At 32.1% G+C, this 23,256-nt stretch carries 18 protein-coding genes, 3 tRNA genes and 2 pseudogenes; 15 read left to right on the top strand and 8 right to left on the bottom strand.

The annotated features are described in order from the left end of the window. From JJC05_RS15375 to JJC05_RS15405, 7 genes are all read left to right on the top strand, one after another. Nucleotides 1–1,272 carry a restriction endonuclease subunit S gene (locus tag JJC05_RS15375; protein WP_235877779.1) on the top strand — a complete coding sequence of 424 codons (1,272 nt, stop codon included), beginning with the start codon at nt 1–3 and terminating at the stop codon, nt 1,270–1,272. A gap of 1 nt (nt 1,273) precedes the next feature. Further along, entirely contained in the window at nt 1,274–1,456 is a 183-nt protein-coding gene (locus JJC05_RS15380; protein ID WP_258929299.1) for an AAA family ATPase, read from the top strand. Between the two features lie 97 nt (nt 1,457–1,553). Continuing rightward, nucleotides 1,554–2,132, top strand: coding sequence for a type I restriction endonuclease (locus tag JJC05_RS15385; RefSeq protein ID WP_235877783.1), 579 nt, complete (start codon nt 1,554–1,556; stop codon nt 2,130–2,132). Between the two features lie 17 nt (nt 2,133–2,149). Then, nucleotides 2,150–4,573 (top strand): type I restriction endonuclease subunit R, encoded by a 2,424-nt coding sequence (locus JJC05_RS15390; RefSeq protein WP_235877785.1) that lies wholly within the window; start codon nt 2,150–2,152, stop codon nt 4,571–4,573. 248 nt (nt 4,574–4,821) lie between these two features. Continuing rightward, nucleotides 4,822–5,043: a hypothetical protein gene (locus JJC05_RS15395; RefSeq protein ID WP_235877786.1), complete on the top strand. Its 222-nt coding sequence runs from the start codon at nt 4,822–4,824 to the stop codon at nt 5,041–5,043. A 2,524-nt stretch (nt 5,044–7,567) separates the two neighbouring features. Continuing rightward, complete coding sequence (locus tag JJC05_RS15400) at nt 7,568–8,428, top strand: helix-turn-helix domain-containing protein (RefSeq protein WP_240668932.1); 861 nt, start codon at nt 7,568–7,570, stop codon at nt 8,426–8,428. Nucleotides 8,429–8,528: 100 nt separating this feature from the next. Further along, nucleotides 8,529–8,822, top strand: coding sequence for a putative quinol monooxygenase (locus JJC05_RS15405; protein ID WP_088394342.1), 294 nt, complete (start codon nt 8,529–8,531; stop codon nt 8,820–8,822). A gap of 208 nt (nt 8,823–9,030) precedes the next feature. On the opposite strand, the pseudogene JJC05_RS15410 reads toward JJC05_RS15405, so the two are convergent. From JJC05_RS15410 to JJC05_RS15430, 5 genes and pseudogenes are all read right to left on the bottom strand, one after another. Then, nucleotides 9,031–9,752, bottom strand: a pseudogene (locus JJC05_RS15410) (LOG family protein). Nucleotides 9,753–9,837: 85 nt separating this feature from the next. Next, nucleotides 9,838–12,657, bottom strand: a pseudogene (uvrA, locus tag JJC05_RS15415) (excinuclease ABC subunit UvrA); the annotation flags it as partial. A gap of 168 nt (nt 12,658–12,825) precedes the next feature. Next, nucleotides 12,826–12,899, bottom strand: a tRNA-Arg gene (locus JJC05_RS15420). Between the two features lie 24 nt (nt 12,900–12,923). Further along, nucleotides 12,924–12,997, bottom strand: a tRNA-Arg gene (locus tag JJC05_RS15425). 21 nt (nt 12,998–13,018) lie between these two features. Beyond that, nucleotides 13,019–13,092, bottom strand: a tRNA-Arg gene (locus JJC05_RS15430). Between the two features lie 91 nt (nt 13,093–13,183). Between JJC05_RS15430 and JJC05_RS15435 the strand changes: the two genes are divergently transcribed. Continuing rightward, on the top strand, nt 13,184–13,696 hold the full coding sequence (locus tag JJC05_RS15435) for an adenine phosphoribosyltransferase (RefSeq protein WP_088394348.1): 513 nt from the start codon (nt 13,184–13,186) through the stop codon (nt 13,694–13,696). Here JJC05_RS15435 and JJC05_RS15440 read toward each other — a convergent pair. Both JJC05_RS15440 and lysA read right to left on the bottom strand, forming a co-directional pair. After that, nucleotides 13,683–13,832: an SsrA-binding protein gene (locus JJC05_RS15440; protein ID WP_088394349.1), complete on the bottom strand. Its 150-nt coding sequence runs from the start codon at nt 13,830–13,832 to the stop codon at nt 13,683–13,685. The two genes, JJC05_RS15435 and JJC05_RS15440, sit on opposite strands and share 14 nt — an antisense overlap. Before the next feature lie 438 nt (nt 13,833–14,270). Beyond that, a complete protein-coding gene (gene lysA, locus JJC05_RS15445) occupies nt 14,271–15,476 on the bottom strand; it encodes a diaminopimelate decarboxylase (RefSeq protein WP_088394786.1) in 1,206 nt (401 codons plus the stop codon). 254 nt (nt 15,477–15,730) lie between these two features. On the opposite strand from lysA, the gene sucC reads away from it, so the two are divergent. The 6 genes from sucC to JJC05_RS15475 all read left to right on the top strand — a co-directional run bounded on the left by sucC (nt 15,731) and on the right by JJC05_RS15475 (nt 22,080). Further along, a complete protein-coding gene (gene sucC / locus JJC05_RS15450; RefSeq protein WP_235877788.1) occupies nt 15,731–16,924 on the top strand; it encodes an ADP-forming succinate--CoA ligase subunit beta in 1,194 nt (397 codons plus the stop codon). Between the two features lie 516 nt (nt 16,925–17,440). Further along, complete coding sequence (locus JJC05_RS15455) at nt 17,441–19,546, top strand: hypothetical protein (protein WP_235877790.1); 2,106 nt, start codon at nt 17,441–17,443, stop codon at nt 19,544–19,546. Continuing rightward, nucleotides 19,450–19,803, top strand: a complete 354-nt coding sequence (locus JJC05_RS15460) for a hypothetical protein (protein ID WP_235877792.1) — start codon at nt 19,450–19,452, stop codon at nt 19,801–19,803. The genes JJC05_RS15455 and JJC05_RS15460 overlap by 97 nt, the downstream gene beginning before the upstream one ends. Before the next feature lie 71 nt (nt 19,804–19,874). Further along, nucleotides 19,875–20,450: a hypothetical protein gene (locus tag JJC05_RS15465; RefSeq protein ID WP_123901368.1), complete on the top strand. Its 576-nt coding sequence runs from the start codon at nt 19,875–19,877 to the stop codon at nt 20,448–20,450. 304 nt (nt 20,451–20,754) lie between these two features. Then, on the top strand, nt 20,755–21,210 hold the full coding sequence (locus tag JJC05_RS15470; RefSeq protein ID WP_235877793.1) for a hypothetical protein: 456 nt from the start codon (nt 20,755–20,757) through the stop codon (nt 21,208–21,210). 78 nt (nt 21,211–21,288) lie between these two features. Continuing rightward, nucleotides 21,289–22,080: a hypothetical protein gene (locus JJC05_RS15475; protein ID WP_235877795.1), complete on the top strand. Its 792-nt coding sequence runs from the start codon at nt 21,289–21,291 to the stop codon at nt 22,078–22,080. A gap of 7 nt (nt 22,081–22,087) precedes the next feature. Here the strand turns inward: JJC05_RS15475 and JJC05_RS15480 are convergent, their stop codons facing one another. Next, nucleotides 22,088–22,360: a hypothetical protein gene (locus tag JJC05_RS15480; protein ID WP_235877798.1), complete on the bottom strand. Its 273-nt coding sequence runs from the start codon at nt 22,358–22,360 to the stop codon at nt 22,088–22,090. A 7-nt stretch (nt 22,361–22,367) separates the two neighbouring features. On the opposite strand from JJC05_RS15480, the gene JJC05_RS15485 reads away from it, so the two are divergent. Further along, nucleotides 22,368–23,204 carry an SH3 domain-containing protein gene (locus tag JJC05_RS15485; protein WP_235877799.1) on the top strand — a complete coding sequence of 279 codons (837 nt, stop codon included), beginning with the start codon at nt 22,368–22,370 and terminating at the stop codon, nt 23,202–23,204. The last annotated feature ends 52 nt before the right edge of the window (nt 23,205–23,256 follow it).

The raw sequence follows: 23,256 nt of genomic DNA on the forward strand, positions 1-23,256 counted from the left end.
ATGAGTAATTATTTAGATTGGCAAAATAAGATTTCATCAGATAGAAAGATTGTGCCACTTTTTTACATTGCTGATTTTTCAATTTCACCAGTAGATAAAATAATAAAGGAAGAAGAAGAAAAGGTTAGTTTATGTAATTATACAGATGTATATAAAAACAAATATATTACCTCTGATCTAGAATTTATGGAAGGTTCAGCATCAGAGAATGAAATAAACCGTTTTCAAATACAAGATGGAGATATTTTAATTACTAAAGATTCTGAAAGTTGGGATGATATTGGAATTCCTGCAATGGTAGTTGGAAATTTTGAAAACACAACAGTTTGTGGTTATCATTTGGCACTTATGAGACCAAAGAAAAATTTAGTAAATCCAAAATTTGTCTTCTATTGCTTCGAGTCAAAAACACATAGAACACAATTAGAAATTGAAGCCACTGGAGTTACTCGATTTGGTATCCCTAAAGATGCTATTGGAAAATATAAAATCCCACTTCCATCACTCGAACAACAAAACAAAATTGTAAACTATTTAGACCGCGAAATTGCCAAAATAGATGCCTTAATTGAAAAGAAAACAAAATTAATCGCGCTACTTGAAGAAAAGAAAAAAGCCGTTATCAATCAAGCGGTAACCAAAGGCTTAGATACTACTGTAGCTATGAAGGATTCGGGCATAGAATGGCTAGGGGAAATTCCTGAACATTGGGAAGTAGTGAAGTTGAAGTACCTTGTGAATAAAATTGACGAACTTAATTACGCTGATGTAGAACATAAAATCGCTGTTGAAAATATCATAGGTTTTAGTGGTAAATTAACCAATTTAGAAAGTTTCAACTATGAAGGTATTACAACTAAATTTAAAAAGAATGATATAATTTTTAACAAACTGAGACCATATTTAGGAAAAGTATATTTAGCAAAAGAAGAAGGTGGCGTTTATGGAGAATTACTTGTATTAAGACCAAATGAAAAACTAGTTTCTAAATTCTTGTTTTATGTGATGATTAGCACAAACTTTATTGATTTGGTAAATTCTTCAACAACAGGAGCTAAAATGCCCAGAGCAAGTTGGGAAGATTTTATTAAACATATAGATATACCATTAATTTCCATAGATGAACAACAAAATATCACTGACTTTTTAGAAATAATGTTAACTAAAAATGAGGAACTTTCTAATAGGTTGTTAAGTTCTATTGAATTATTAAAAGAAAAACGAACTACCATTATATCAGCTGCAATTAATGGCAAAATAAACTTAGATTAATATGCGAATTCGAGAGTTAAGTATAAAAAATTTCAGGGCATTAGAAGATGACCATTATTTTGAATTCAATTCTAACATTACTTTAATAGCAGGTGTTAACGGAAAAGGGAAAACAGCCATTTTAGACGCTTTGGTTTTGGCTTTATCGCGTTTGAAGGAATTCCAGCTGTGCGACAAGAATTAATTAATACTTTTATAGGTACAGAAACAAACTGTTTTGATGTAAATACAAATCCTATTATACCAAGACCAAACAATCATTTAAATCATTCAGGTAAAGTATGAGAAATGCCCAAACTAAAGAAATAGCCTTTGAAAAAAGTATAGAAACCGTATTGCTTGCTACAGGTTACAAAACTATTATTAGTAGCAGTTACGACAAAGACAAAGCTTTTTTTCCTGAAACGACACTCGCTTTTATACAAGATACCCAGCCTACAACCCGGGAAAAGTTGCAAACTATTTTAGGCGACAATACTGGGAATCAAATTTTATATGATTTGACCAAATGGATTGAGCTTCACGGTATTTTGGCCACTTTACGCCACGGTTTTAAATGTTATGGCAAACAATTGCACTTGGCATATTATAAACCTTCGCATTCTATGAATGAAGAAGTTTTAGAACGCTATCATAAAAATAGATTCGGGATTACGCGACAGCTTTATTATAGCAATCGCAATCAAAATTCAATTGATGTTGTTTTAAGTGTAAACGGTATTCCATTGGTCACCTTAGAGCTTAAAAACCAACTATCCCATCAAAATATAACCCACGCTAAAAAACAATATTGCCACGATCGGGATCCGCGTGAACTGCTCTTTGAGTTTAAAAAAGAACACTCGTTCATTTTGCTGTAGATACAGATCAGGTCGAAATGACCACGCGTTTAGCTAAAGATGCCACTTATTTTCTTCCGTTTAACAAAGGCAACGAAGGCGGTGCAGGCAATCCTGTAGATCTAGAAGGATTAAGTTATAAAACAGCCTATCTCTGGAAAGAAGTCTTGCAAAAAGATAGCCTAATGGATATTTTAGGGAAGTTTATTCATTTGCAAGTAGAGGAAAGAATCACGGACGAAGGAAGAAAATTAAAAAAAGAAACCATGATTTTCCCTCGTTATCATCAGTTACAAGCCGTTCGCAGTATGATTGCAACTTCCTTGAGTGATAATGTTGGGACTAATTATTTAATAGAACATTCCGCAGGAAGTGGCAAAAGTAATACCATAGCCCGGGTAGCGCATCGTTTATCCTCTTTACATAAAGCAGATAATACCCGTTTGTTCGATTCGGTAATAGTCATTACAGATCGTGTGGTATTAGACAGACAATTACAAGACACTATTTACCAGTTTGAACATAAAAAAGGCGTTGTTTTAAAAATAGATAAAGACTCCAAACAATTAGCCGAAGCTCTAGAAAATGGTATTCCTATTATTATAACCACCTTACAAAAGTTTCCGTTTGTAACCGATCAATTACGAAAACTAGCCGAAGAACGCGGAGAAGAAACAACAGGCTTATTAAAAACAAAAAATTACGCCATTTTAGTTGACGAAGCCCACAGCTCACAATCAGGAGAAACCGCCGCCGATTTAAAAGAGGTACTGGGTGGCGAAGCCTTAGCACAAGAAGCGCAAGAAAAAGCACAAGAAGAAGAAGCCCAAGGTTTAGAGGCTCTTTACCGTAATATGGCAAAACGCGGACAACAAAAAAACATCAGTTTCTTTGCTTTTACCGCTACACCCAAACATAAAACCATAAAATTATTTGCCACTAATGGCGAACCGCTTCACAAATACACGATGCGTCAAGCCATTGAAGAAGGTTTTATCTTAGATGTTTTAGAAAATTATACCTCTTATGCTACTTTTTACAAATTGATTAAAGCTTCCGAAGAAGATCCTAAAGTAGAACGCAAGAAGGCAGCTAGAGCCTTAGGCCGTTTTATGCGTTTGCATCCGCACAATATTGCACAAAAAACAGAGGTTATGGTCGAACACTTTTACCAATCGACTCGCCATAAAATAGGAGGCAAAGCAAAAGCAATGGTCGTAACAGGTTCTCGATTAGAAGCGGTTCGATACAAGCAAAGTTTTGACGAAGTAATTAAAGCCAAAGGCTATAATATAAAATCATTAGTAGCTTTTTCGGGAGAAGTCAAAGACGATAAATTGCCTGATACCCTTTATACAGAAGTGGAAATGAATAAGGGCATCAAAGAAAAAGATTTGCCGGAACATTTTGCCACTCCAGAATACAGTATCTTATTAGTAGCCGATAAATACCAAACAGGTTTTGATCAACCGCTTTTGCATACTATGTATGTAGATAAACGTTTGTCGGGTATTCAAGCAGTACAAACATTATCGCGTTTAAATCGTACCCATCCGCTTAAAGAAGACACCTTTGTACTTGATTTTGTAAATGACCGCGAGGAAATTCAAGCCGCTTTTAAAACCTATTATGAAGGTGCTGTACTAGGTCAGGAAGCAGATCCTAATAATTTATATCGTATTCAACAAGAATTATTAGTAGAAGATATATTTACTTATAATGATATAAACCATTTTACTGAAATCTATTTTAAACCTAAGGAAAAACAAAGCAATAAGGATCACGAGGATATGAATCATATCTTAGATATTCCTGTTGAAAATTTCAGACACTTTTTACAAGAGCAAGAAGAAGAAGCAGAATTATGGAGAGGTAAAATAACAGCCTATAAAAACTTGTATGCTTTTTTAAGTCAAATTATTCCTTATCAAGATTCAGATTTAGAAAAACTTTTTATTTTCTTAAGACATTTATCAAACAAATTACCCAAACGAAATACAGGAGCAGCCTATAATTTTGATGATACAGTTCGTTTAGAATATTATCGTTTGCAAAAAATTAGTGAAGGCTCTATAAGTTTAAAAACCCCTAAACAATACCAACTTGATGGCCCAACGGATGTTGCAACAGGAATGGTACGAGAAGAATATACTCCTATATCTAGAATTGTAGATGTAGTAAATGAACGTTACGGAACTGATTTTACCCAAGCCGATCAATATTTCTTTGATCAAATTGTAGAATCGGCTATTCAAAATGAAGATATTATTCAAGCAGCACAATCCAATCCACAAGATAAATTTACTTTGATGTTCAAAAATGTTTTGCAACAATTATTTGTAGAACGCATCGATCAAAATGAAGATATTTTTGCTAGGTACATGGAAGAAAAAGATTTTAATAAGACCATAACGGAACTTTTAGCCAAAGAAGCTTTTAAGAAAATAAATCGTGAAAAATAGACTTTCGAAATAATTATGAATCCTTTCAACTCAATATTAATCAATTATGACTATTAAAGAAATACCATTTAAACCAGAGGTTTAAATGGTATTAAATTCTTGATGTTCTATATTATTATATTTTATTCCCCATAAGCATAAAAGTTCATAGATTAGTTTTTGGGTTCAACGAAGACCCTTTTTGGTTCAAAGAAGAACCTTTTGGGTTCAAAGAAGCACCTTTTGGGTTCAAATAAGAACCTTTTTGGTTGAAAGAAGAACCTTTTTGGTTCAACGAAGAACCTTTTTGGTTGAAAGAAGAACCTTTTTGGTTCAATGAAGCACCTTTTTGGTTCAACGAAGACCCTTTTTGGTTCAATGAAGACCCTTTTTGGTTCAACGAAGAACCTTTTGGGTTCAATGAAGCACCTTTTTGGTTCAACGAAGCACCTTTTGGGTTCAACGAAGCACCTTTTTGGTTCTATTTTTAGTCTCTTGTTTGTCGCTAGGTAAGGAGGTGTCACACAATCAATATCAAAAAAGAATCATAATGAGAAACATTTCATAAAATAATACCATTTAGACTTAAAATATACTGGATTAAAAAGGAAGTTCTCTATACGTTTTTTTCATTTTAAAAACAACTCGAACAGCGGGTTGTCTATAATTGAAATCACCGCTAGTTTGAGCGCGAAGCCAATGTCGTTAAGTTAAGGAAATTTAATTCAAAAATCACTTTGTTATATTGATGATTTTAAAAAGATTATGTAATTTCTCCTTACGCCGAAATGACAAGATTATGAAAATTTTCTTGAATAAATCACCGTTCTGTTTGTCACTCCGACGCAAGGAGGAGTCGCTTAATCTAATTCATTTTTTGAGCGTGCTGTGTTGTTTACTTTATGTGATTTCTACTTACGCCGAAATGACAAGATTATGAAAATTTTCTTGAATAAATCACCCTTCTGTTTGTCACTCCGACGCAAGGAGGAGTCGCATAATCTAATTCAATTTTTGAGCCTGCTGTGTTGTTTACTTTATGTGATTTATCCTTGCGTCGGGATGAAACGAGAGGCTTAACTTAATGACATTGAGCGCGAAGCGCATCGAGAACGAACACTCATTTTTGTTGTTTTTGTAGAGGTACTATTTTTAAACCCAGATTACGCATTAGACCCGAGCGTAGCGAATAGACGAAGTAATATCATTTAAGGTTCAAATTTACTGTAATAATATCGTGTAATATCTCTTGATTCGTATATTCTGTAGTGAGTTTTGGTTTAGGTAATTTCAAAACTAAAATGGTATAATTAGAACCTCAGAGGGTATAATTATAATCAAAAAGGGATTAATTATAATCTAAAATGGATTAATTAGAATCTCAGAAGGTATAATTAGAATCTAAAAGGGATTAATTAGAACCTCAGAAGGTATAATTAGAACCTAAAAGGGATTAATTATAATCTAAAAGGGATTAATTATAATCTCAGAAGGTATAATTATAATCTCAGAGGGATTAATTATAATCTAATACCATTTAGACTTAAAATATACTGGATTAAAAAGGAAGTTCTCGATACGTTTTTTTTTATTTTAAAAAGAACTCGAACAGACGGTTGAGTCTATAATTGAAATGATCATTAGTTTGAGCGCGAAGCCAATGTCGTTAAGTTAAGGAAATTTAATTCAAAAATCACTTTGTTATATTGATGATTTTAAAAAGATTATGTAATTTCTCCTTACGTCGAAATGACAATATTATGAAAATTTTCTTGAATAAATCACCCTTCTGTTTGTCACTCCGACGCAAGGAGGAGTCGCATTATCTAATTCAATTTTTGAGCCTGCTGTGTTGTTTACTTTATGTGATTTCTCCTTATGTCGAAATGACAAGATTATGAAAATTTTCTTGAATAAATCACCGTTCTGTTTGTCACTCCGACGCAAGGAGGAGTCGCTTAATCTAATTCAATTTTTGAGCGTGCTGTGTTGTTTACTTTATGTGATTTCTCCTTACGTCGAAATGACAAGATTATGAAAATTTTCTTGAATAAATCACCCTTCTGTTTGTCACTCCGACGCAAGGAGGAGTCGCATAATCTAATTCAATTTTTGAGCCTGCTGTGTTGTTTACTTTATGTGATTTCTCCTTATGTCGAAATGACAAGATTATGAAAATTTTCTTGAATAAATCACCCTTCTGTTTGTCACTCCGACGCAAGGAGGAGTCGCTTAATCTAATTCAATTTTTGAGCCTGCTGTGTTGTTTACTTTATGTGATTTCTCCTTATGTCGAAATGACAAGATTATGAAAATTTTCTTGAATAAATCACCCTTCTGTTTGTCACTCCGACGCAAGGAGGAGTCGCTTAATCTAATTCAATTTTTGAGCGTGCTGTGTTGTTTACTTTATGTGATTTCTCCTTGCGTCGGGATGAAACGAGAGGCTTAACTTAATGACATTGAGCGCGAAGCGCATCGAGAACGAACACTCATTTTTGTTGTTTTTGTAGAGGTGCTATTTTTAAAAAGAAAAAATCCTTATCCATAATTTTTGGAAGTTTACGCTCCGAGCGTGGATATTGAATGTACTTGAATTTCATCGGTTGTTTTATAACTTTTTGATAAAACAACTTCAACGCAGATAACGCGTGACACATTGTGTTTCTGGTTTTAAATTGGAGCAACCAATTTTTGATTGATTGCTCGTTAATTTTGAAGGCTCTGTAAATTGTCCGTTGTGGTTTCTTAAAAGCAACTCAACTTGGCAGCTGTAGTTCTTAATAGTATTTTCGGAATAGTTTTTCAACTTCAACTCATTCCGATACAATTGAGTGTACTTAGGAATATTCATGATGTAAAGTGTTTGTTTTATTAGGGATTTATAAAATGGAATACATATAGTAGTTGTGTGCAAGGCTAAACGACCTCTTCAACCAAACTTGAGCAAACAATTTTTGAAATAGAAAATTCATATTTTTGCCATGCCAAAATGTTTTTTAAGACAACACTATTATGGATGTTACAAATTTTCCGGGAGATTTATTTGAAAATAACTACACGGACACTTCAGATCTGCAAATTGCTAACTACGAGGTGTATAAACATGTTTCCAAAAATAAAATTAAACTAAACAAAAATGTATTCAGTTTTTTATTGGACGGACAAAAGGACATTCACTTTTCGAATGACATCGTTTCGATAGATGATACACAATCCTTACTCCTTGCATCGGGGAATTTTTTAACAACAGAACTTGTAGGGACAAATAGTTATAGTTGCCTTCTCTTTTTCTTTTCTCAAAAAAACATTAATGATTTTTTACTGAAATATGGACATTTATTCAACCCAAGGGACTTTAATAAAACACCTACCAGTAGTCCCTATTTCCTTATACAAAAAGACAATTTTATTATCCATTTTATTAATTCTATTCAACAAATTTATGGCTTGAATCAAACAATCTCTCAAAAGATTCTGGAATTGAAATTTAAAGAAATTATGTTGTATCTGGTTGATAAATATGGGCAAAGTTTTTTTGTTTATCTACATTCATTGTTAATCAATGAAAGAGAATTATCTTTTAAAATGGTCATTGAAGAAAATCTGTACACGAGTTTGAATATTGAAGAGATCGCTTTTCTATGTAATATGAGTCTGTCTACTTTTAAGCGAAAATTTATACAATTATATCAAGAGTCTCCAGGAAAATGGTTTCAACTAAAACGGCTAAACAAAGCCAAAAAATTATTGCTTAATAATGAAGCGACACCATCAGAAATCTATATGGACTTTGGCTATGACAGCTTATCAAATTTTAGCACAGCCTTTAAAAATGAATTTGGTTACAGTCCAAACAACATGAAGAAAACTTGACCTTTTTTCATAAGTTTTTGAGCTAAATAAAAAAACATCACAAGCTTAAATGAGCTAGATTTGTTAAAACAAAATTAGTTTAATTTAAAAATAATAAGACATGAAAAAGTTAGGATTATTAGTTCGACTGGAAGCAAAAGCAGGAAATGAAAAAAATGTTGAAGAGTTTATTACAAGTGCGTTACCACTTGCTAATGAAGAAGCCGGTACTATTACGTGGTATGCGTTCCGCATTGACTCTTCTACATTTGGAATTTTTGACACTTTTTCAGATGAAGAAGGCAGACAAGCACATCTTGGTGGTAAGATTGCAAAGGCGCTAATGGAAAATGCACCTGAATTATTAGCTTCTCCACCATCTATTGAGCAATTGGACGTTTTAGCGGCTAAATAAACATACCACAATTATTCTAAAATGGTAGCCTGTCAAAGTTCTGTAAATGAATTTGGACAGGCTTCCTTTGCTTACAAAACAGCTTGATAAAAAAACAAATTTTGATAATAGAACTTCTTCTAAGGAAGGGAAGGAGGTGGGCAATTATTAGTTTGTTTTCGGGCAGCCTTGTTATTTGTAATATTACTTAAGAGTGAATATTTTTCGTTTAAAAATTAGGAGATAGATCGTATTTTTTATAGAAGCTATCTAAAGCTTCTACTACCTCATCTTCTGAGTCAACAACTTTTATTAAGTTCATGTCTTCAGGATTTGCATTTTTTTGTTTGTCTATCATGGTATTTTTAATCCAATCAAGTAATCCACTCCAAAATTCTGTTCCAACAAGGATAATGGGAAAACGACCGATCTTTTTGGTTTGAATTAAGGTAATAGCTTCAAAAAGTTCGTCTAAAGTGCCAAAGCCACCGGGCATTACAACAAAACCTTGAGAGTATTTTACAAACATTACTTTGCGAACAAAGAAATAATCAAAATTTAAATTTTTATCCTTGTCTATATAAGGGTTGTAATGTTGTTCAAAAGGGAGTTCAATGTTTAAGCCAACTGATATCCCTTCTCCACGATGTGCTCCTTTGTTACCTGCTTCCATAATACCGGGCCACCACCCGTGATAACGCCATATCCAGCCTTGGTAATTTTATAAGCAATTCGTTCAGCTAATTGATAATATTTGTCTTCAGGTTTTGTTCTTGCTGAACCAAAAATAGATACACAAGGCCCTATACGCGCCATTGTTTCGTAACCATTTACGAATTCAGACATGATTTTAAAAATAGCCCAAGAATCATTTGAGCGTATTTCGTTCCAAGTTTTTTGTTTTAGTTTGTCTTGGATTCTTTCGTCTTCATTTGAAAATATTTCTTTCATCGTCTTGTTATTGTGAGTCTTTTTTGATTTTAGACTCAATTATTATTGTTACAATTTTTAAAAAAATCAGCCGACTAAGATAATTCTTTTTTAAGAATTGAGCAGTATAACTTTTTTTATTTTTAATTATTTCTTCGGGTGTTCCCTTTGCTATGATTTCGCCTCCTCCTTTTCCGCCCTCATATCCTACATCTATAATGTAGTCAGCCAGTTTTATAACATCCAAGGTTGTGCTCTATAATTAATACACTATTTCCTTTGTCAACTAGTTTTTGAATTACATTCATTAATACTCGGATATCTTCAAAATGTAAGCCAGTAGTAGGTTCATCCATTATATAAAAAGTATTTCCAGTATCTTTTTTGGAAAGTTCGGTAGCCAGTTTAATTCGTTGTGCTTCACCACCAGAAAGGGTTGTACTTTGTTGTCCTAGTGTAATATAACCTAGTCCTACATCTTGAATTGTTTTGATTTTTCGATATATTTTGGGTATGTTTTCAAAAAAAACAACGGCTTCATCTACAGTCATGTCTAGTACATCTGAAATAGATTTACTTTTATATCGAATTTCTAAAGTTTCTCTGTTAAAACGTTTTCCTTGGCAAGTTTCACATTCTACATATACATCAGGAAGAAAACTCATTTCAATAGTACGCACACCGCTTCCTTCGCAAGTTTCACAGCGTCCACCCGCTACATTAAAGCTAAAACGACCGGGTTTGTATCCTCTTATTTGTGCTTCAGGGGTTTGGGTGTATAAAGATCGGATTTCTGAAAAAACATCAGTATAAGTGGCTGGGTTAGATCTGGGAGTTCGACCTATTGGACTCTGATCAATGTCTATTACTTTATCTATATGTTCTAACCCTTCTATTTTTTTATAAGGTTGTGGTTTTTTTACCGCATTGAAAAAATGTTGGTTTAGAATAGGGTAGAGGGTTTCGTTAATTAAGGTTGATTTACCTGATCCAGATACACCTGTTACGCAGATTAATTGGCCTAATGGAAATTCTACGGAAATATTTTTTAGATTGTTGCCTGTTGCGCCTGTGAGCTTGATTTTTTTCCATTTCCTTCACGACGTTTTTCAGGAATTTCTATTTTCATTTTACCGCTCATAAATTGAGCCGTAATGGTGTCTTGTTTTAGTAAGTTTTGTGGAGTTCCTTGGCTGATGATTTGTCCACCGTAACGTCCGGCTTTAGGGCCTATATCTATTACATGATCTGCTCTTTCAATCATGTCTTTGTCGTGTTCTACGACTAAAACAGAGTTGCCTATATCACGTAGTTGTTCTAAGGAATGGATTAGTTTTTCATTATCTCTTTGGTGTAAGCCGATACTTGGTTCGTCTAAAATATATAGTACCCCTACTAATTGTGATCCAATTTGTGTGGCTAATCTAATACGTTGCGCTTCGCCTCCTGAGAGAGATTTGGAGCTTCTGCTTAAAGAAAGGTAATTTAAACCTACATCAACTAAAAATTGTAAACGTGTTTTGATTTCTTTTACTATTTCAGAAGCGATTGTTTTTTGTTTTTCTGTTAAATGGTTTTCTAATTGGTTAAACCATTGACTTAAATCGGTTATATCTGTGTTTGATAAATCTTGTATATTTTTATCGTTAATTTTAAAATAGAGTGCTTCTTTTTTTAAGCGAGATCCATTGCATTCTGGGCAGTTTACTTCATCCATAAAATCTTTAGCCCAACGTTTTATAGAGGTAGATTCTGTTTCGTTGTGTTGGTTTTTGATGAAATTAGCAATTCCTTCAAATTCTATTTTATATTCTTTTGTTACACCTGCTGTTTTTGAAGTGATAGTAAATTTTTCATTTCCACCATTCAAAATCATATTCATGGCATCAGAAGAAATTTTTTCTATGGGATCGCTCAGTTTGAAGCCAAATTTTTCACCTATAGTTTCTAGTTGTTTGAAAATCCAAGTGGATTTATATTCGCCTATTGCTGTAATTCCTCCGTTTTTGATTGAATTTTTTGGATCGGGAATGATTTTTTTTAAATTAATTTCATTTACCAATCCTAATCCATTACAATGGTCACAGGCTCCTTTGGGTGAGTTGAAAGAAAATAAATTGGGTTCTGGATTTTGATAAGAAATTCCAGTAGAAGGGCACATTAAGTTTCGGCTAAAGTATCTGATTGCTCCTGAATCTTGATCTAAAATAAGGAGTACATTTTCTCCATGATACATAGCTGTTTTTATACTTTCTGTTAATCGCTTTTCACTATCTGAGGAATGATCTACAACCAATCGATCAATAACAATTTCTATATCGTGAGTTTTGTAGCGATCTAATTTCATTCCTGTTACAATGTCTTGAACCTGTCCGTTTACGCGTACTTTTAAGAAGCCTTGTTTGGCTATTTGTTGAAATAATTCAGCATAATGGCCTTTACGAGCTCGAATGACTGGTGCTAAGATATTTATTCGCTTTTGGTTGAAATTGTTAAGAATCAAATCTTTGATTTGTTCATCAGAATAAGAAACCATTTTTTCACCAGTATTATAACTGTAAGCGTCGCCTGCACGAGCAAAAAGTAAACGGAGAAAATCGTAGATTTCAGTAATTGTTCCTACGGTAGAACGGGGGCTTTTGCTGGTTGTTTTTTGTTCAATAGCAATAACAGGTGAAAGTCCGTCTATTTTGTCTACATCAGGGCGTTCTAATCCTCCTAAAAATTGACGAGCATAGGCTGAAAATGTTTCGATATAACGACGCTGACCCTCTGCATAGATAGTATCAAATGCTAGTGATGATTTTCCAGAACCAGATAAGCCTGTTATGACAACTAGTTTTTCTCGTGGAATGCTGATGTCTATATTTTTTAGATTGTGCGCGCGAGCACCTATAATTTCAATATTTTCCTCTGTATGTTGCATAAAATTAAGCAAAATACAAATGTAGTTTTTTTGGATTAAATGAGGGGGTTAATCACTTTTTAAAATTTGTTAAAGATTTTAGAGATAAATGAGTTTTTTATTTGATTTTCTAAAATTATAGAAAAAGTCAAGTATATGTATAAAGAAGCCCACTTAAAGTGGGCTTTGTGACCTCGACAGGATTCAAACCTGTAACCTTCTGAGCCGTAATCAGATGCGCTATTCAGTTGCGCCACGAGGCCAATAATAAGTATTTGTTTTTTTTGTGACCTCGACAGGATTCAAACCTGTAACCTTCTGAGCCGTAATCAGATGCGCTATTCAGTTGCGCCACGAGGCCAATATAAGTATTTGTTTTTTGTGACCTCGACAGGATTCAAACCTGTAACCTTCTGAGCCGTAATCAGATGCGCTATTCAGTTGCGCCACGAGGCCGTTAAATCAATCAGATCATTTATTAAACTTCCTGATTGCGGGTGCAAATGTAGAAAATTTTATTTATCTTGCAAAATAAAATTTGTAAAAAATGAGTTTAGATCAGTATTTTCGTGATATTCAGGACTTTCCGAAAGAAGGTATTTTGTTTAAAGATATTACGCCGCTCTTATTAAATCCCTCAGCAAGACATGAAGTTCTTGAAAAACTTTTATTAGAATTAAGAAATATTCAAATTGATAAAGTAGTGGGAGTAGAGTCTAGAGGGTTTTTCTTTGGAATGATGTTAGCTCAGGAGTTAAATGTAGGTTTTGTTCCTGTAAGGAAAAAAAATAAATTACCCTATAAAACCGTTTCTGCTCGTTATGAGTTAGAATACGGGCAAGATGTTTTAGAAATGCACATTGATGCTATTGAAAAGGGAGATAAAGTTTTAATACATGACGACGTGTTAGCAACAGGAGGTACTGCTAAAGCGGTTTGTGAATTGGTAGAAAAATTAGGAGGGGAGGTTATTCAGTGTAATTTTCTTATGGAATTGACTTTTTTAGATGGACGTAAGAAATTAGCAGGTAAACCAATATTCTCCGCTATTGCTTATTAGTAAGAGCTCTTGTTGTTATGTAGTAACGATAAGCTAATATAGCTAACTGCCATTTTTTAGCCTTAGCAGGATCTAGTTGTTGTTTGCTAAAACTAGGTAAAATGATTTTATTGATTTTTGCTAAAATTTTATACATACTTTTTTTTACAAAAGTAATAAAAAATCATATAGCATACCCAAAGAGTATTCTTTTGTATAGGGGCTCTTTTGGATTTTATATTCTTTGATTAGAAAAATAAAGATATATGAAAAAGTAACAATTGTTCATTTGTAGCAAGTATGCTTAAATAAAATATCGTTAGTCTTGCCAAGTTAAAGGTTGGGGTAGGGTATTTAAACCTTTTGTTCGAACAAGTGAAGCTAAGTCGTATTGTTAACATTGTGTGACTTAGCTTTGCCCGTTCATTTCATTTGAGTTTCCTTTTGGTCGAATGGCTGAATTGCGACCTTTTTAGTATAATTTAATTAAACCCAGATTCCGCATTAGACTTCGTTGTGAAACAAAATTTTTCAATAAATTCAAGTTTAATTGATCTTTTATAAAAAAAGATGTTGTAAAATGTTGATCGTTGTTTTAAAATTCGATTACAATTTGATTTCGTATCAAATCATCTAAAGTCTCATGTTGACGTATTAAATAAGCAGTTTGATCTTTCCATAATACCTCTGCAGGTTTAAAGCGAGAATTGTAGTTAGAGGCCATCGTGAAAGCATAGGCTCCAGCATTTTTAAAAGCTAAAATATCCCCTTCTTTAATTTCTGATATTTTTTTATTGGTAGCAAAAGTATCGGTTTCGCAAATGTATCCTACTATGGTATAAAAACGTTCTTTCCCTTTTGGATTGGATATATTTATAATTTGATGCTCAGATCCATAAAGCATTGGGCGTATCAAGTGATTAAAACCAGAATCGACTCCTGCAAATACAGTAGAAGTAGTTTGTTTAACTACATTAACTTTTGTTAAAAAGATTCCAGCTTCGCTAACTAAAAATTTACCTGGTTCAAACATTAGAGTTAATTCTCTTCCATATTCTTTTTCAAAAGTATTGAAACGTTTGCTTAATTTTTTTCCTAATTCCTCAATGTCTGTTTCTATGTCCCCTTTTTTGTAAGCTACCTTAAAACCACTTCCCAAATCTATAAAATCTAATTTATTAAAATTTTTGGCTATTTCAAATAATATTTCAGTTGCTTCTAAGAAAACTTCTATATCTAAAATATCAGAACCTGTGTGCATGTGTAATCCATTAATGTGCATGCCAGTATTTTTTACAATTCTAAGAATATGAGGTAATTGATGTATAGATATTCCAAATTTACTGTCAATATGTCCAACCGAAATATTAGCATTGCCTCCAGCCATAATATGAGGATTTATACGTATACATACAGGAGTTTTTGGATGTTTGTTGCCAAATTGTTCTAGAATAGATAAATTGTCAATGTTGATTTGAACACCTAATTCAGAAGCAGTTTCTATTTCTTGTAAAGAAACGCCATTAGGGGTGAAGATTATTTTTTCAGGTGTAAAGCCAGCTAATAGTCCAAGTTGAACTTCCTGTATAGAAACCGTATCAAGTCCTGAATTTAATTTGTTAAATACTTTTAAAATGGAAAGGTTTGATAAGGCTTTGACAGCATAATTTATTTGAAGCTTTTCTACTTTGTTAAAAGCATTGATTAGTCGGTTATACTGATTTTCAATTTTTTCTGCATGATAAATATATAAAGGAGCTCCGTATGACTGTTCGATTTGTAATAAATTAATTTCTTCCATTTTTAAAATTTTGATAAAAGTATAAAGTTCTTTTTTTTGAAGAAAATAAATAGGGATTTAAAATAAAATTACAACAAAATGTTTTTTTTGTAACATTTTTATTTAATAGGATCCTTAAATAAAAGATGAATTTAAAGATTAGAAATGAAGTAAACTTAATATTTAATAACTTTAAATAAAAGTTGATTTGGATTATATTTTTCTTTTTAAAATTATTATTTTTGTGGCACTTTATAAAAGTCAAAAGAAATATTATGAATTTACACGAATATCAAGGGAAACAGATATTAGCAAGCTACGGAGTACGTGTTCAGCGTGGTTATGTAGCAAATAATGCTGAAGAAGCGGTTGCTAAAGCAAAACAACTTACAGATGAAACAGGTACAGGATGGCATGTGATAAAAGCACAAATCCATGCGGGTGGTCGTGGTAAAGGTGGTGGTGTTAAGTTGGCTAAAAACTTAGATCAAGTAAAAGAATTAGCAGGTCAAATCATTGGAATGGATTTGATAACTCCTCAAACACCTCCAACAGGAAAAAGAGTTCATAAAGTTTTGGTGGCAGAAGACGTTTACTATCCGAGTGAAAGTGAAACGAAGGAGTTTTATATGTCTGTATTACTAAACAGAGGAACAGGTCGTAATATGATCATGTATTCTACTGAAGGAGGTATGGATATAGAAGAGGTAGCAGAGCATACTCCTGACAAAATTTTTACAGAAGAAATTGATCCAGCTGTTGGTTTACAAGGTTTTCAGGCTAGAAAAATTGCTTTTAACTTAGGTTTATCAGGTGAAGCATTCAAAGAAATGGTGAAATTTGTTGATGCTTTATACAAAGCGTACGTTGGATCGGATTCTTCAATGTTTGAAATTAATCCTGTTTTAAAAACATCAGATAATAAGATAATGGCTGTGGACGCAAAAGTGTCTTTAGATGATAACGCATTATATCGTCATGCTGATTTAGCTGAAATGCGTGATATTACTGAAGAGCGTCCAATTGAAGTAGAAGCTAAAGAAGCAGGATTAAATTATGTTGATTTAGATGGTACTGTAGGATGTATGGTAAATGGTGCTGGTTTAGCAATGGCTACTATGGATTTAATTAAATATGCAGGTTATGAGCCAGCAAACTTTTTGGATGTAGGAGGTACAGCAGATGCTAAACGTGTAGAGACAGCTTTTCGTATTATTCTAAAAGACCCGAATGTAAAAGCTATATTAATTAATATCTTTGGAGGTATTGTTCGTTGTGATCGTGTGGCACAAGGTGTAGTAGATGCTTATAAAAATATGGGAGATGCTATTAATGTTCCTATTATTGTACGTTTACAAGGTACTAATGCTGAAATAGCAAAAGAACTAATTGATAATTCAGGTATGCCGATTTTATCAGCAGTTCAATTCCAAGAAGCAGCAGATCAAGTAAAAGTAGCTCTATCTTAATAAATATTAGTTACTAAAATAATAACTCCAAAAAAGCATTAGCTATTTTGGAGTTTTTTTATTGAATCTATTTTAAAGAAGACTTCTTTATATTTAGTTCCAAATTCCGCATTAGACTTTATGTGCGAGATGAAAAGACAAAAAACTTTCTTGAAGATAGGGAGCAAAAGCCTTAATCTAATCGTAGTTTGTCAATTCTTTTTTACTCCATGTTCCTTGACAAACTAAAAAATAAAGGAGGCATATCTGATATAAAAGAAGGGAAATAGAAAAGACATAATATGATAATATCATTAAGGCTTTTTTTTATTTATAAAAAAAAGCCTTCATTATTTTATTTTCTTCGATTCCTTATCAATTAAAATCAGATTGATTTTCTACACAATAACACAAATATCAAAATAATAATAAATAAAAAGTACAAAAATTGATAAGAATATTTAAATTTGACAAAACAACCAAATGTTTAACAAAATATTTTTAAACATTGAAAACTAACTAAAAAACAGATTTATAATGAAAAAAGGGATATCTGTAATATCAGGCGTAACCTCGCCCACAGTAGGCGAAAAAATGACCTACCACATATCCGAATGGTACCCCAATACCCCCTTATCCGAAAGAGAAAAAGCCAACGTTACTTGGGAACTATTCAAAAAAAGAAGCGATGGAAGATTTACCACCACCCATGTTAAGAAAAAAGGAGACAGCAGTTTTACCTTTGGCGAATCTTCGGCAGGAGAAACCTATCGATTAGAAGCCTATTTATACCAACCCGAAGGAGGCGGATTAATCATAACCCCCAAAGCCAGCAGAATCCCCAAAATATGCAAAGTAGACCTAACCTATGTAGACGATAGTAAAGGAAGCGTTTTTAGTTTTACAGAAAAACTACGAGCCAAAGCGCATTGTGTAAATATGTTTAACAAAGAAATTTTATTTACCTTATGGGAAGACGACGCAAAAGGCAGCGGACACAATGCCTCTAACAAACTCATTGATACAAAGAAAGCAAAAGTAGATTTATATGGTAATGTTGTAGTAGACTTTATGCTAACCAAAGCCTTGATGAAGAAAGCCATGCAAGGTGAAACAGATATACGAGAACTAGAGTTTTATGTAACAGTAGAATATTACAGAAATAAAAAGCACACAACAGCAAACGTAGATATACAAAATCCATTACCTACAGAAAATACCCCCCCTTCTCAGCCTACGGGAATAAAAAAAGCCAAAGGTTCTCCAGCTGAAGAAAAACCGAAAAGCAAGAAAGAGGAAAGTGGCTTATTAAACCCTATTTCCGAAACCTTAGGTGAAATATGGGATTGGGTAGAAACCCAAGGAACCGCCCTAAGAGACAAACCCCACACCATTGAAATCCCGGAGGGAAAAAGCCCCGCTATTGTGGGGAAAACGAAAGTGGAGCATCCGAAAAACAATACAGAAACTAATTGTATCTGTAAACAGTATGATTTAATATGGGGTAATAAAGTCAGTTGTGATTTTAGGAAAAAAGTGGTTCAAATTTGCGCAGAATTATGGGGAGAAAGCAAAAAAATTGAAATGGCTAATGGGTTAATGGCGGTAATGTATGTTGAAACAAGAGGCTCTTTTAAATCAAATCAACTTGAAGGTTATAGATCTCTCATACCTAAAGAAGAAATGGAAATTAAAAACTTCTGGAAAGAAGGAGAAAGAAAATCGTCTAGAGCAGTTGGTTTAATTCAGTTTACTCAAGATGCTCTTGTAGCATTAGGTCAATATCATAGTAACAAAGCACTATCTATTGAAAAGAGATTTGACGAGTTGAATAAAGTAAAATTGAAATTCGCAAAAATGTCAGAATTAGTTCAACTTGATTATGTGAAGAAATATTTTGAACTTGGAGATGCGTATAAAAAATTTAAGTCAGCGGAAGATATATACTTACATGTTTTTGCTCCTAAAGGGGTAGCAAAAGAAGATAATTATCCTTTATACGAAAGACATTCATTACCACTTACGGATGAACAAAAAGATGAGAATGAAAAATATATAGCAAACAAGAGCGTTGACATTAAAAATGGGAATAATGACGGTAAAATACAACGTTCTGAAATTTTAGCTAGATATAAAAAGAGTTTTAATGAGGGTAATTTTAAAGAATGTAAAAGTTTTATTTGTCCTGCTGACAATAATACAATTCAAAAAACAGATAAAGAAACCTCATTTTATATATACAAGAGTGGAAATATAAAATATTTAGAAGGAAAAGATTTAACCAAGATTATTTATTTTGTTGAAACAACTAAAAATTCAAATGAGTTCAAAAGAATTGAAACTCTTGATAAAAATAGTTTTGGTTATGTAAAATTTCCAGATTCAGGAACAGGCTTTAATAGATATGGAGGAGTAGACAAAGGTGGTAATTCTAAGTTAGAAAATGTAGGTGAGGGAGATCACTATTTATTACCAGAAACTGCTGCGGCACTTTTTGGTTTAATTTCAGAAATTTCTGAAAAAAATGGGAGGTACATTTTGGAGATATGTCATCAGAAAATGGAAGTGATCCAACTAGCTCACCATCTAACACAGAAACACATCACGCAGGACATGGACATAAAGGAAAACAATCAGGTCTAAATATTGATTTTAGATACTTAAATAAAAATGGGAAAAGTTTTCAAGGTGTAAGTAGTTCATCAGAATTCGATGATTCTAAAAACAAAGATTTTTTTGATATAGCCTTTAAATATGGATTTAATAAAAATTATGCAACTGGAAAAAACTATGCTGGGGTCAATTCAAAAGTAAAAAAACATTATGATCATGGTCATTTAGGAACTCTAAAAATAACATACGAAACTATAACGGAAATTAATGTAAAAATCATTAAATAATATTTACTATGAGCAAAATATTTTTATTTTTAATTTGTTTAACATGTTTGATTTCATTTAAAACAAATGATATGAAACATGATTCGAAAATAAGATCTTCTAATAAAGATCTGTTATTCCAAAAACATATTCAGCCAAATTTTTTTTTAGTTTTAAAAGAAAATATTAAACAATCAATAGATATTGATTTAATAGATTTAAATAAAAAGTCATTCAAAAAAATCAAATTCAATGAAAATTTTATAGCTTTTAAAGGATTTAATCCATTCTATTTAGAAAGTGAAAATTTAGATTTAGTTTTTAGTTGTTTGGGAAAAAAGAAAGGATTTTATGAAATTATTTTAGATGAGAAAAGTGGAATAAAAAAATTAATATCTGTTTTAGATACTAATTTTAAATTAGAGACAATTCAAGAGCATATAGTAAATTCAACTTTTAGTGTAGAATTTGACCCAAAAATTAATCCATTGCATATTAGTACTTCTGAAAAATCAAAAACCTCAAAATATGACAATAACCAATTTTATTATCCTGTAAGAATCAAAGATAATTGGCTTATGATTAAAGACGATAATAATAAAAACCATTGGATAAAATGGAGAGATAATAATGGTATAACATTAATAACATGGAATTATGATGCTTAATTTTTTAATATTTTTTTGATTTTATATTCATTTATTTATAATAATCCTCGATATACAAAATCCATTACCTACAGAAAATACCCCCCCTTCTCAGCCTACGGGAATAAAAAAAGCCAAAGGTTCTCCAGCTGAAGAAAAACCAAAAAGCAAGAAAGAGGAAAGTGGCTTATTAAACCCTATTTCCAAAGCCTTAGGCGAAATATGGGATTGGGTAGAAACCCAAGGAACTGCCCTAAGAGACAAACCCCACACCATTGAAATCCCAGAGGGAAAAAGCCCCGCTATTGTGGGGAAAACGAAGGGGGTGAAAAAAGAGAAATTTAAACCTGTGATTGGTAATGGTGAAGAAGCAGTAATATACATAACCAGTGAAATAGCAACTGAAATAGAAGTAGATAAAAATGGAAAAGTTATTTCGTATCCTGATTATGGAGCGTATAACGGTCAGGAAGAATTTAAGATTGATGATAAAATATATTGCAAAAAAATAAAAGTAGGGAAAGACACTAAAAGTGCATTCCCTACGTACAAAGCCTATATTTATAGAGGGAATACAGTTGGAGAAGCAGTAAAAAAGCTCAAACAAGATATAAAGTTTAATACTCACGAAAATGCTGAATCGACTGTTTTAGAAGTGGCTAGACACTCGCAATCTAACAATAAAAATTATGGAAAAGAAGGTCCAATTCCACCTAACAATCTAAATAAATTATATCGATTAAAATATAAACAAGGAAGTAACAATGGAAAAATAAGTTAGAGATATCGATTTGTAGAAGATAATAGTTCAAATTTTCCAGTTATAAAAGACTATAAAAAGGAATATCAAAATGGTTCTATGAATATTGGCACTAGAACCTCAATATCTATAGATCCTTGGAATTCAAAAAGTTTAATTGGATGTGTCGGAATTAGGGGGGAAAAAGGAATTAATCATCCTAGCTGTAAAGAAACCATAAAAAAACTAGACAAAGAAAATTATAAATATATTTATCACTCAATAAACAACTATCTAGAAGGGATTATTCCTGAACTAACAGGCGTTTATGGAAGAAGAGGTTTTTCCACCTCTTCAGGAACCGTGTTAGTTAAAGAATCAAGCTACAAAGAAGAAATAAAAGTTTTTGTATTAGTGGATAAGCTACCTGAATTAAAATTATTCGATATTGAAGATGCAAAAATAGCTTTACGTGTCATATATGACAATTATGGTGAAGATATAGCTACAATCGTTGAAAAAATGTATCGTTTAGAAACCACTCATTTTACCTCTGGTCAATATCAACATTGTGGAACTGGGGGTATGGAAGTATTTGGCAAAGCTCCATATTACGGCTGGGATTCAACTACATTTAAAAATCATCCTGAACATACACCTATTGGAACTTGGAGTTCGTTTGAAGGCAAAGCCTTAAGTGAAGAGGGAGGAAACAAACAACAAAAGGATAAACCAAAAACATTTGTAAAACTTCCTTCAGTATTAGCTGGTATGGAATACAAAGCAGAATATATCAAAAGATATAATGGAAATTATGCAAGGTGGTATAATGCAAATGATCCTGATGCACAAGAAATTTACAAAGAAAAATTAAAAGGCATTAAAGCAAGAATTATTGAAACTTTCAAATAAATAAATTTTAAAATGAGAAGAACTTTTTTACCCATTTAGTAATCATTCTTTTTCTACTTTCTTGTAGGAACGAAGTAAAAAAAGAATCAACTGGTATCAAACAAGGTTTTGAAAAAGGCATAAATTGTGATAATATACTTGTTACACTTATCAAAAACTCTAGTATATCAAATCCTTTTAAATCAAAAATAAAAGCAGAAATTGACAAAAATGAAGATAACAAAATTACTGTTAGATTATTTGTAGAGTCAGAATCTGGAGTTAATAAAGAAAATAGCATTGGCTGGTTGATTATTGATGTAGCTAAAAGAAAACTATTTGACATCACTAATGATATTGAAAATCCAGTTGAATTAAAATTTAATCCATCTGATTTTGATTTCTTTCTTAAATGTGAAAATTTAAATACAAAAAACACTATTATGACAAATACAAAAATTGATTTTAATGAACTTTTTAACGAAGGTAGCAATATTGATTTTACTCCAAAAGACCTTAGTAAGGATATAACTGAAATAAAAGAATTCAAATCAAAGCTTATTTTATTTGAAAATTCAAATCCTGAAAATTTCGATTCTGAAAATTTAGAAACTTTAATTAATAACGAAACTTTTACAAATTCGGAAAGTTTCATAAATGGAGAATGGTTAGACTATTTTATAAAAAAATATAAATTGGATGTATCAAATTTACAAACACTAATGTCTAAAGCCATAGAACAAGAAGATTTCAGCGCAGTTAAAACACTTGCCAAAAATGGTTATATATTTAATATAGAAGAATTAGAATCGTCAAAGGAACAATTAAAATATTTTAAAAGTCTAAATGGGAAAATAGATGTTGAAAATTATTATGACCCTTCTTATTCACATATCGAAAAAATATTTAATTTAATAAATAAAGCTTATCAAAATTATGTAATTTACGACAAAGATGGATATACTAATTTAAGGAGTGAATCAAATTCAAATTCAGACATAATAGTAAAAATTAATTCTGGTGAACATATTAAAGTCCTTAAACCTATTGAGCAAGATGAAAAAGAAAATATAGACTGGTATTACATTGAGACAAAAGATGGCAAAAAAGGTTATGTACACAAATCTAGAATTGTATCAAAATAAGTAAGAGGCTGTCTTTTTGGACAGCCTCTTATAATATGCCTCTTGCTTTGCT

The organism is Flavobacterium davisii (assembly GCF_019565505.1).
GTDB classification, from domain to species: domain Bacteria; phylum Bacteroidota; class Bacteroidia; order Flavobacteriales; family Flavobacteriaceae; genus Flavobacterium; species Flavobacterium davisii.

Excerpts from the sequence above, each read along its gene's own strand:
- JJC05_RS15375 (WP_235877779.1), top strand. The coding sequence starts at position 1 with ATGAGTAATTATTTAGATTGGCAAAATAAGATTTCATCAGATAGAAAG.
- JJC05_RS15380 (WP_258929299.1), top strand. The coding sequence starts at position 1,274 with ATGCGAATTCGAGAGTTAAGTATAAAAAATTTCAGGGCATTAGAAGAT.
- JJC05_RS15385 (WP_235877783.1), top strand. The coding sequence starts at position 1,554 with ATGAGAAATGCCCAAACTAAAGAAATAGCCTTTGAAAAAAGTATAGAA.
- JJC05_RS15390 (WP_235877785.1), top strand. The coding sequence starts at position 2,150 with ATGACCACGCGTTTAGCTAAAGATGCCACTTATTTTCTTCCGTTTAAC.
- JJC05_RS15400 (WP_240668932.1), top strand. The coding sequence starts at position 7,568 with ATGGATGTTACAAATTTTCCGGGAGATTTATTTGAAAATAACTACACG.
- JJC05_RS15405 (WP_088394342.1), top strand. The coding sequence starts at position 8,529 with ATGAAAAAGTTAGGATTATTAGTTCGACTGGAAGCAAAAGCAGGAAAT.
- JJC05_RS15435 (WP_088394348.1), top strand. The coding sequence starts at position 13,184 with ATGAGTTTAGATCAGTATTTTCGTGATATTCAGGACTTTCCGAAAGAA.
- JJC05_RS15440 (WP_088394349.1), bottom strand. The coding sequence starts at position 13,832 with ATGTATAAAATTTTAGCAAAAATCAATAAAATCATTTTACCTAGTTTT.
- lysA (WP_088394786.1), bottom strand. The coding sequence starts at position 15,476 with ATGGAAGAAATTAATTTATTACAAATCGAACAGTCATACGGAGCTCCT.
- sucC (WP_235877788.1), top strand. The coding sequence starts at position 15,731 with ATGAATTTACACGAATATCAAGGGAAACAGATATTAGCAAGCTACGGA.
- JJC05_RS15455 (WP_235877790.1), top strand. The coding sequence starts at position 17,441 with ATGAAAAAAGGGATATCTGTAATATCAGGCGTAACCTCGCCCACAGTA.
- JJC05_RS15460 (WP_235877792.1), top strand. The coding sequence starts at position 19,450 with ATGTCATCAGAAAATGGAAGTGATCCAACTAGCTCACCATCTAACACA.
- JJC05_RS15465 (WP_123901368.1), top strand. The coding sequence starts at position 19,875 with ATGAAACATGATTCGAAAATAAGATCTTCTAATAAAGATCTGTTATTC.
- JJC05_RS15475 (WP_235877795.1), top strand. The coding sequence starts at position 21,289 with ATGAATATTGGCACTAGAACCTCAATATCTATAGATCCTTGGAATTCA.
- JJC05_RS15480 (WP_235877798.1), bottom strand. The coding sequence starts at position 22,360 with ATGCTATTTTCTTTATTAACTCCAGATTCTGACTCTACAAATAATCTA.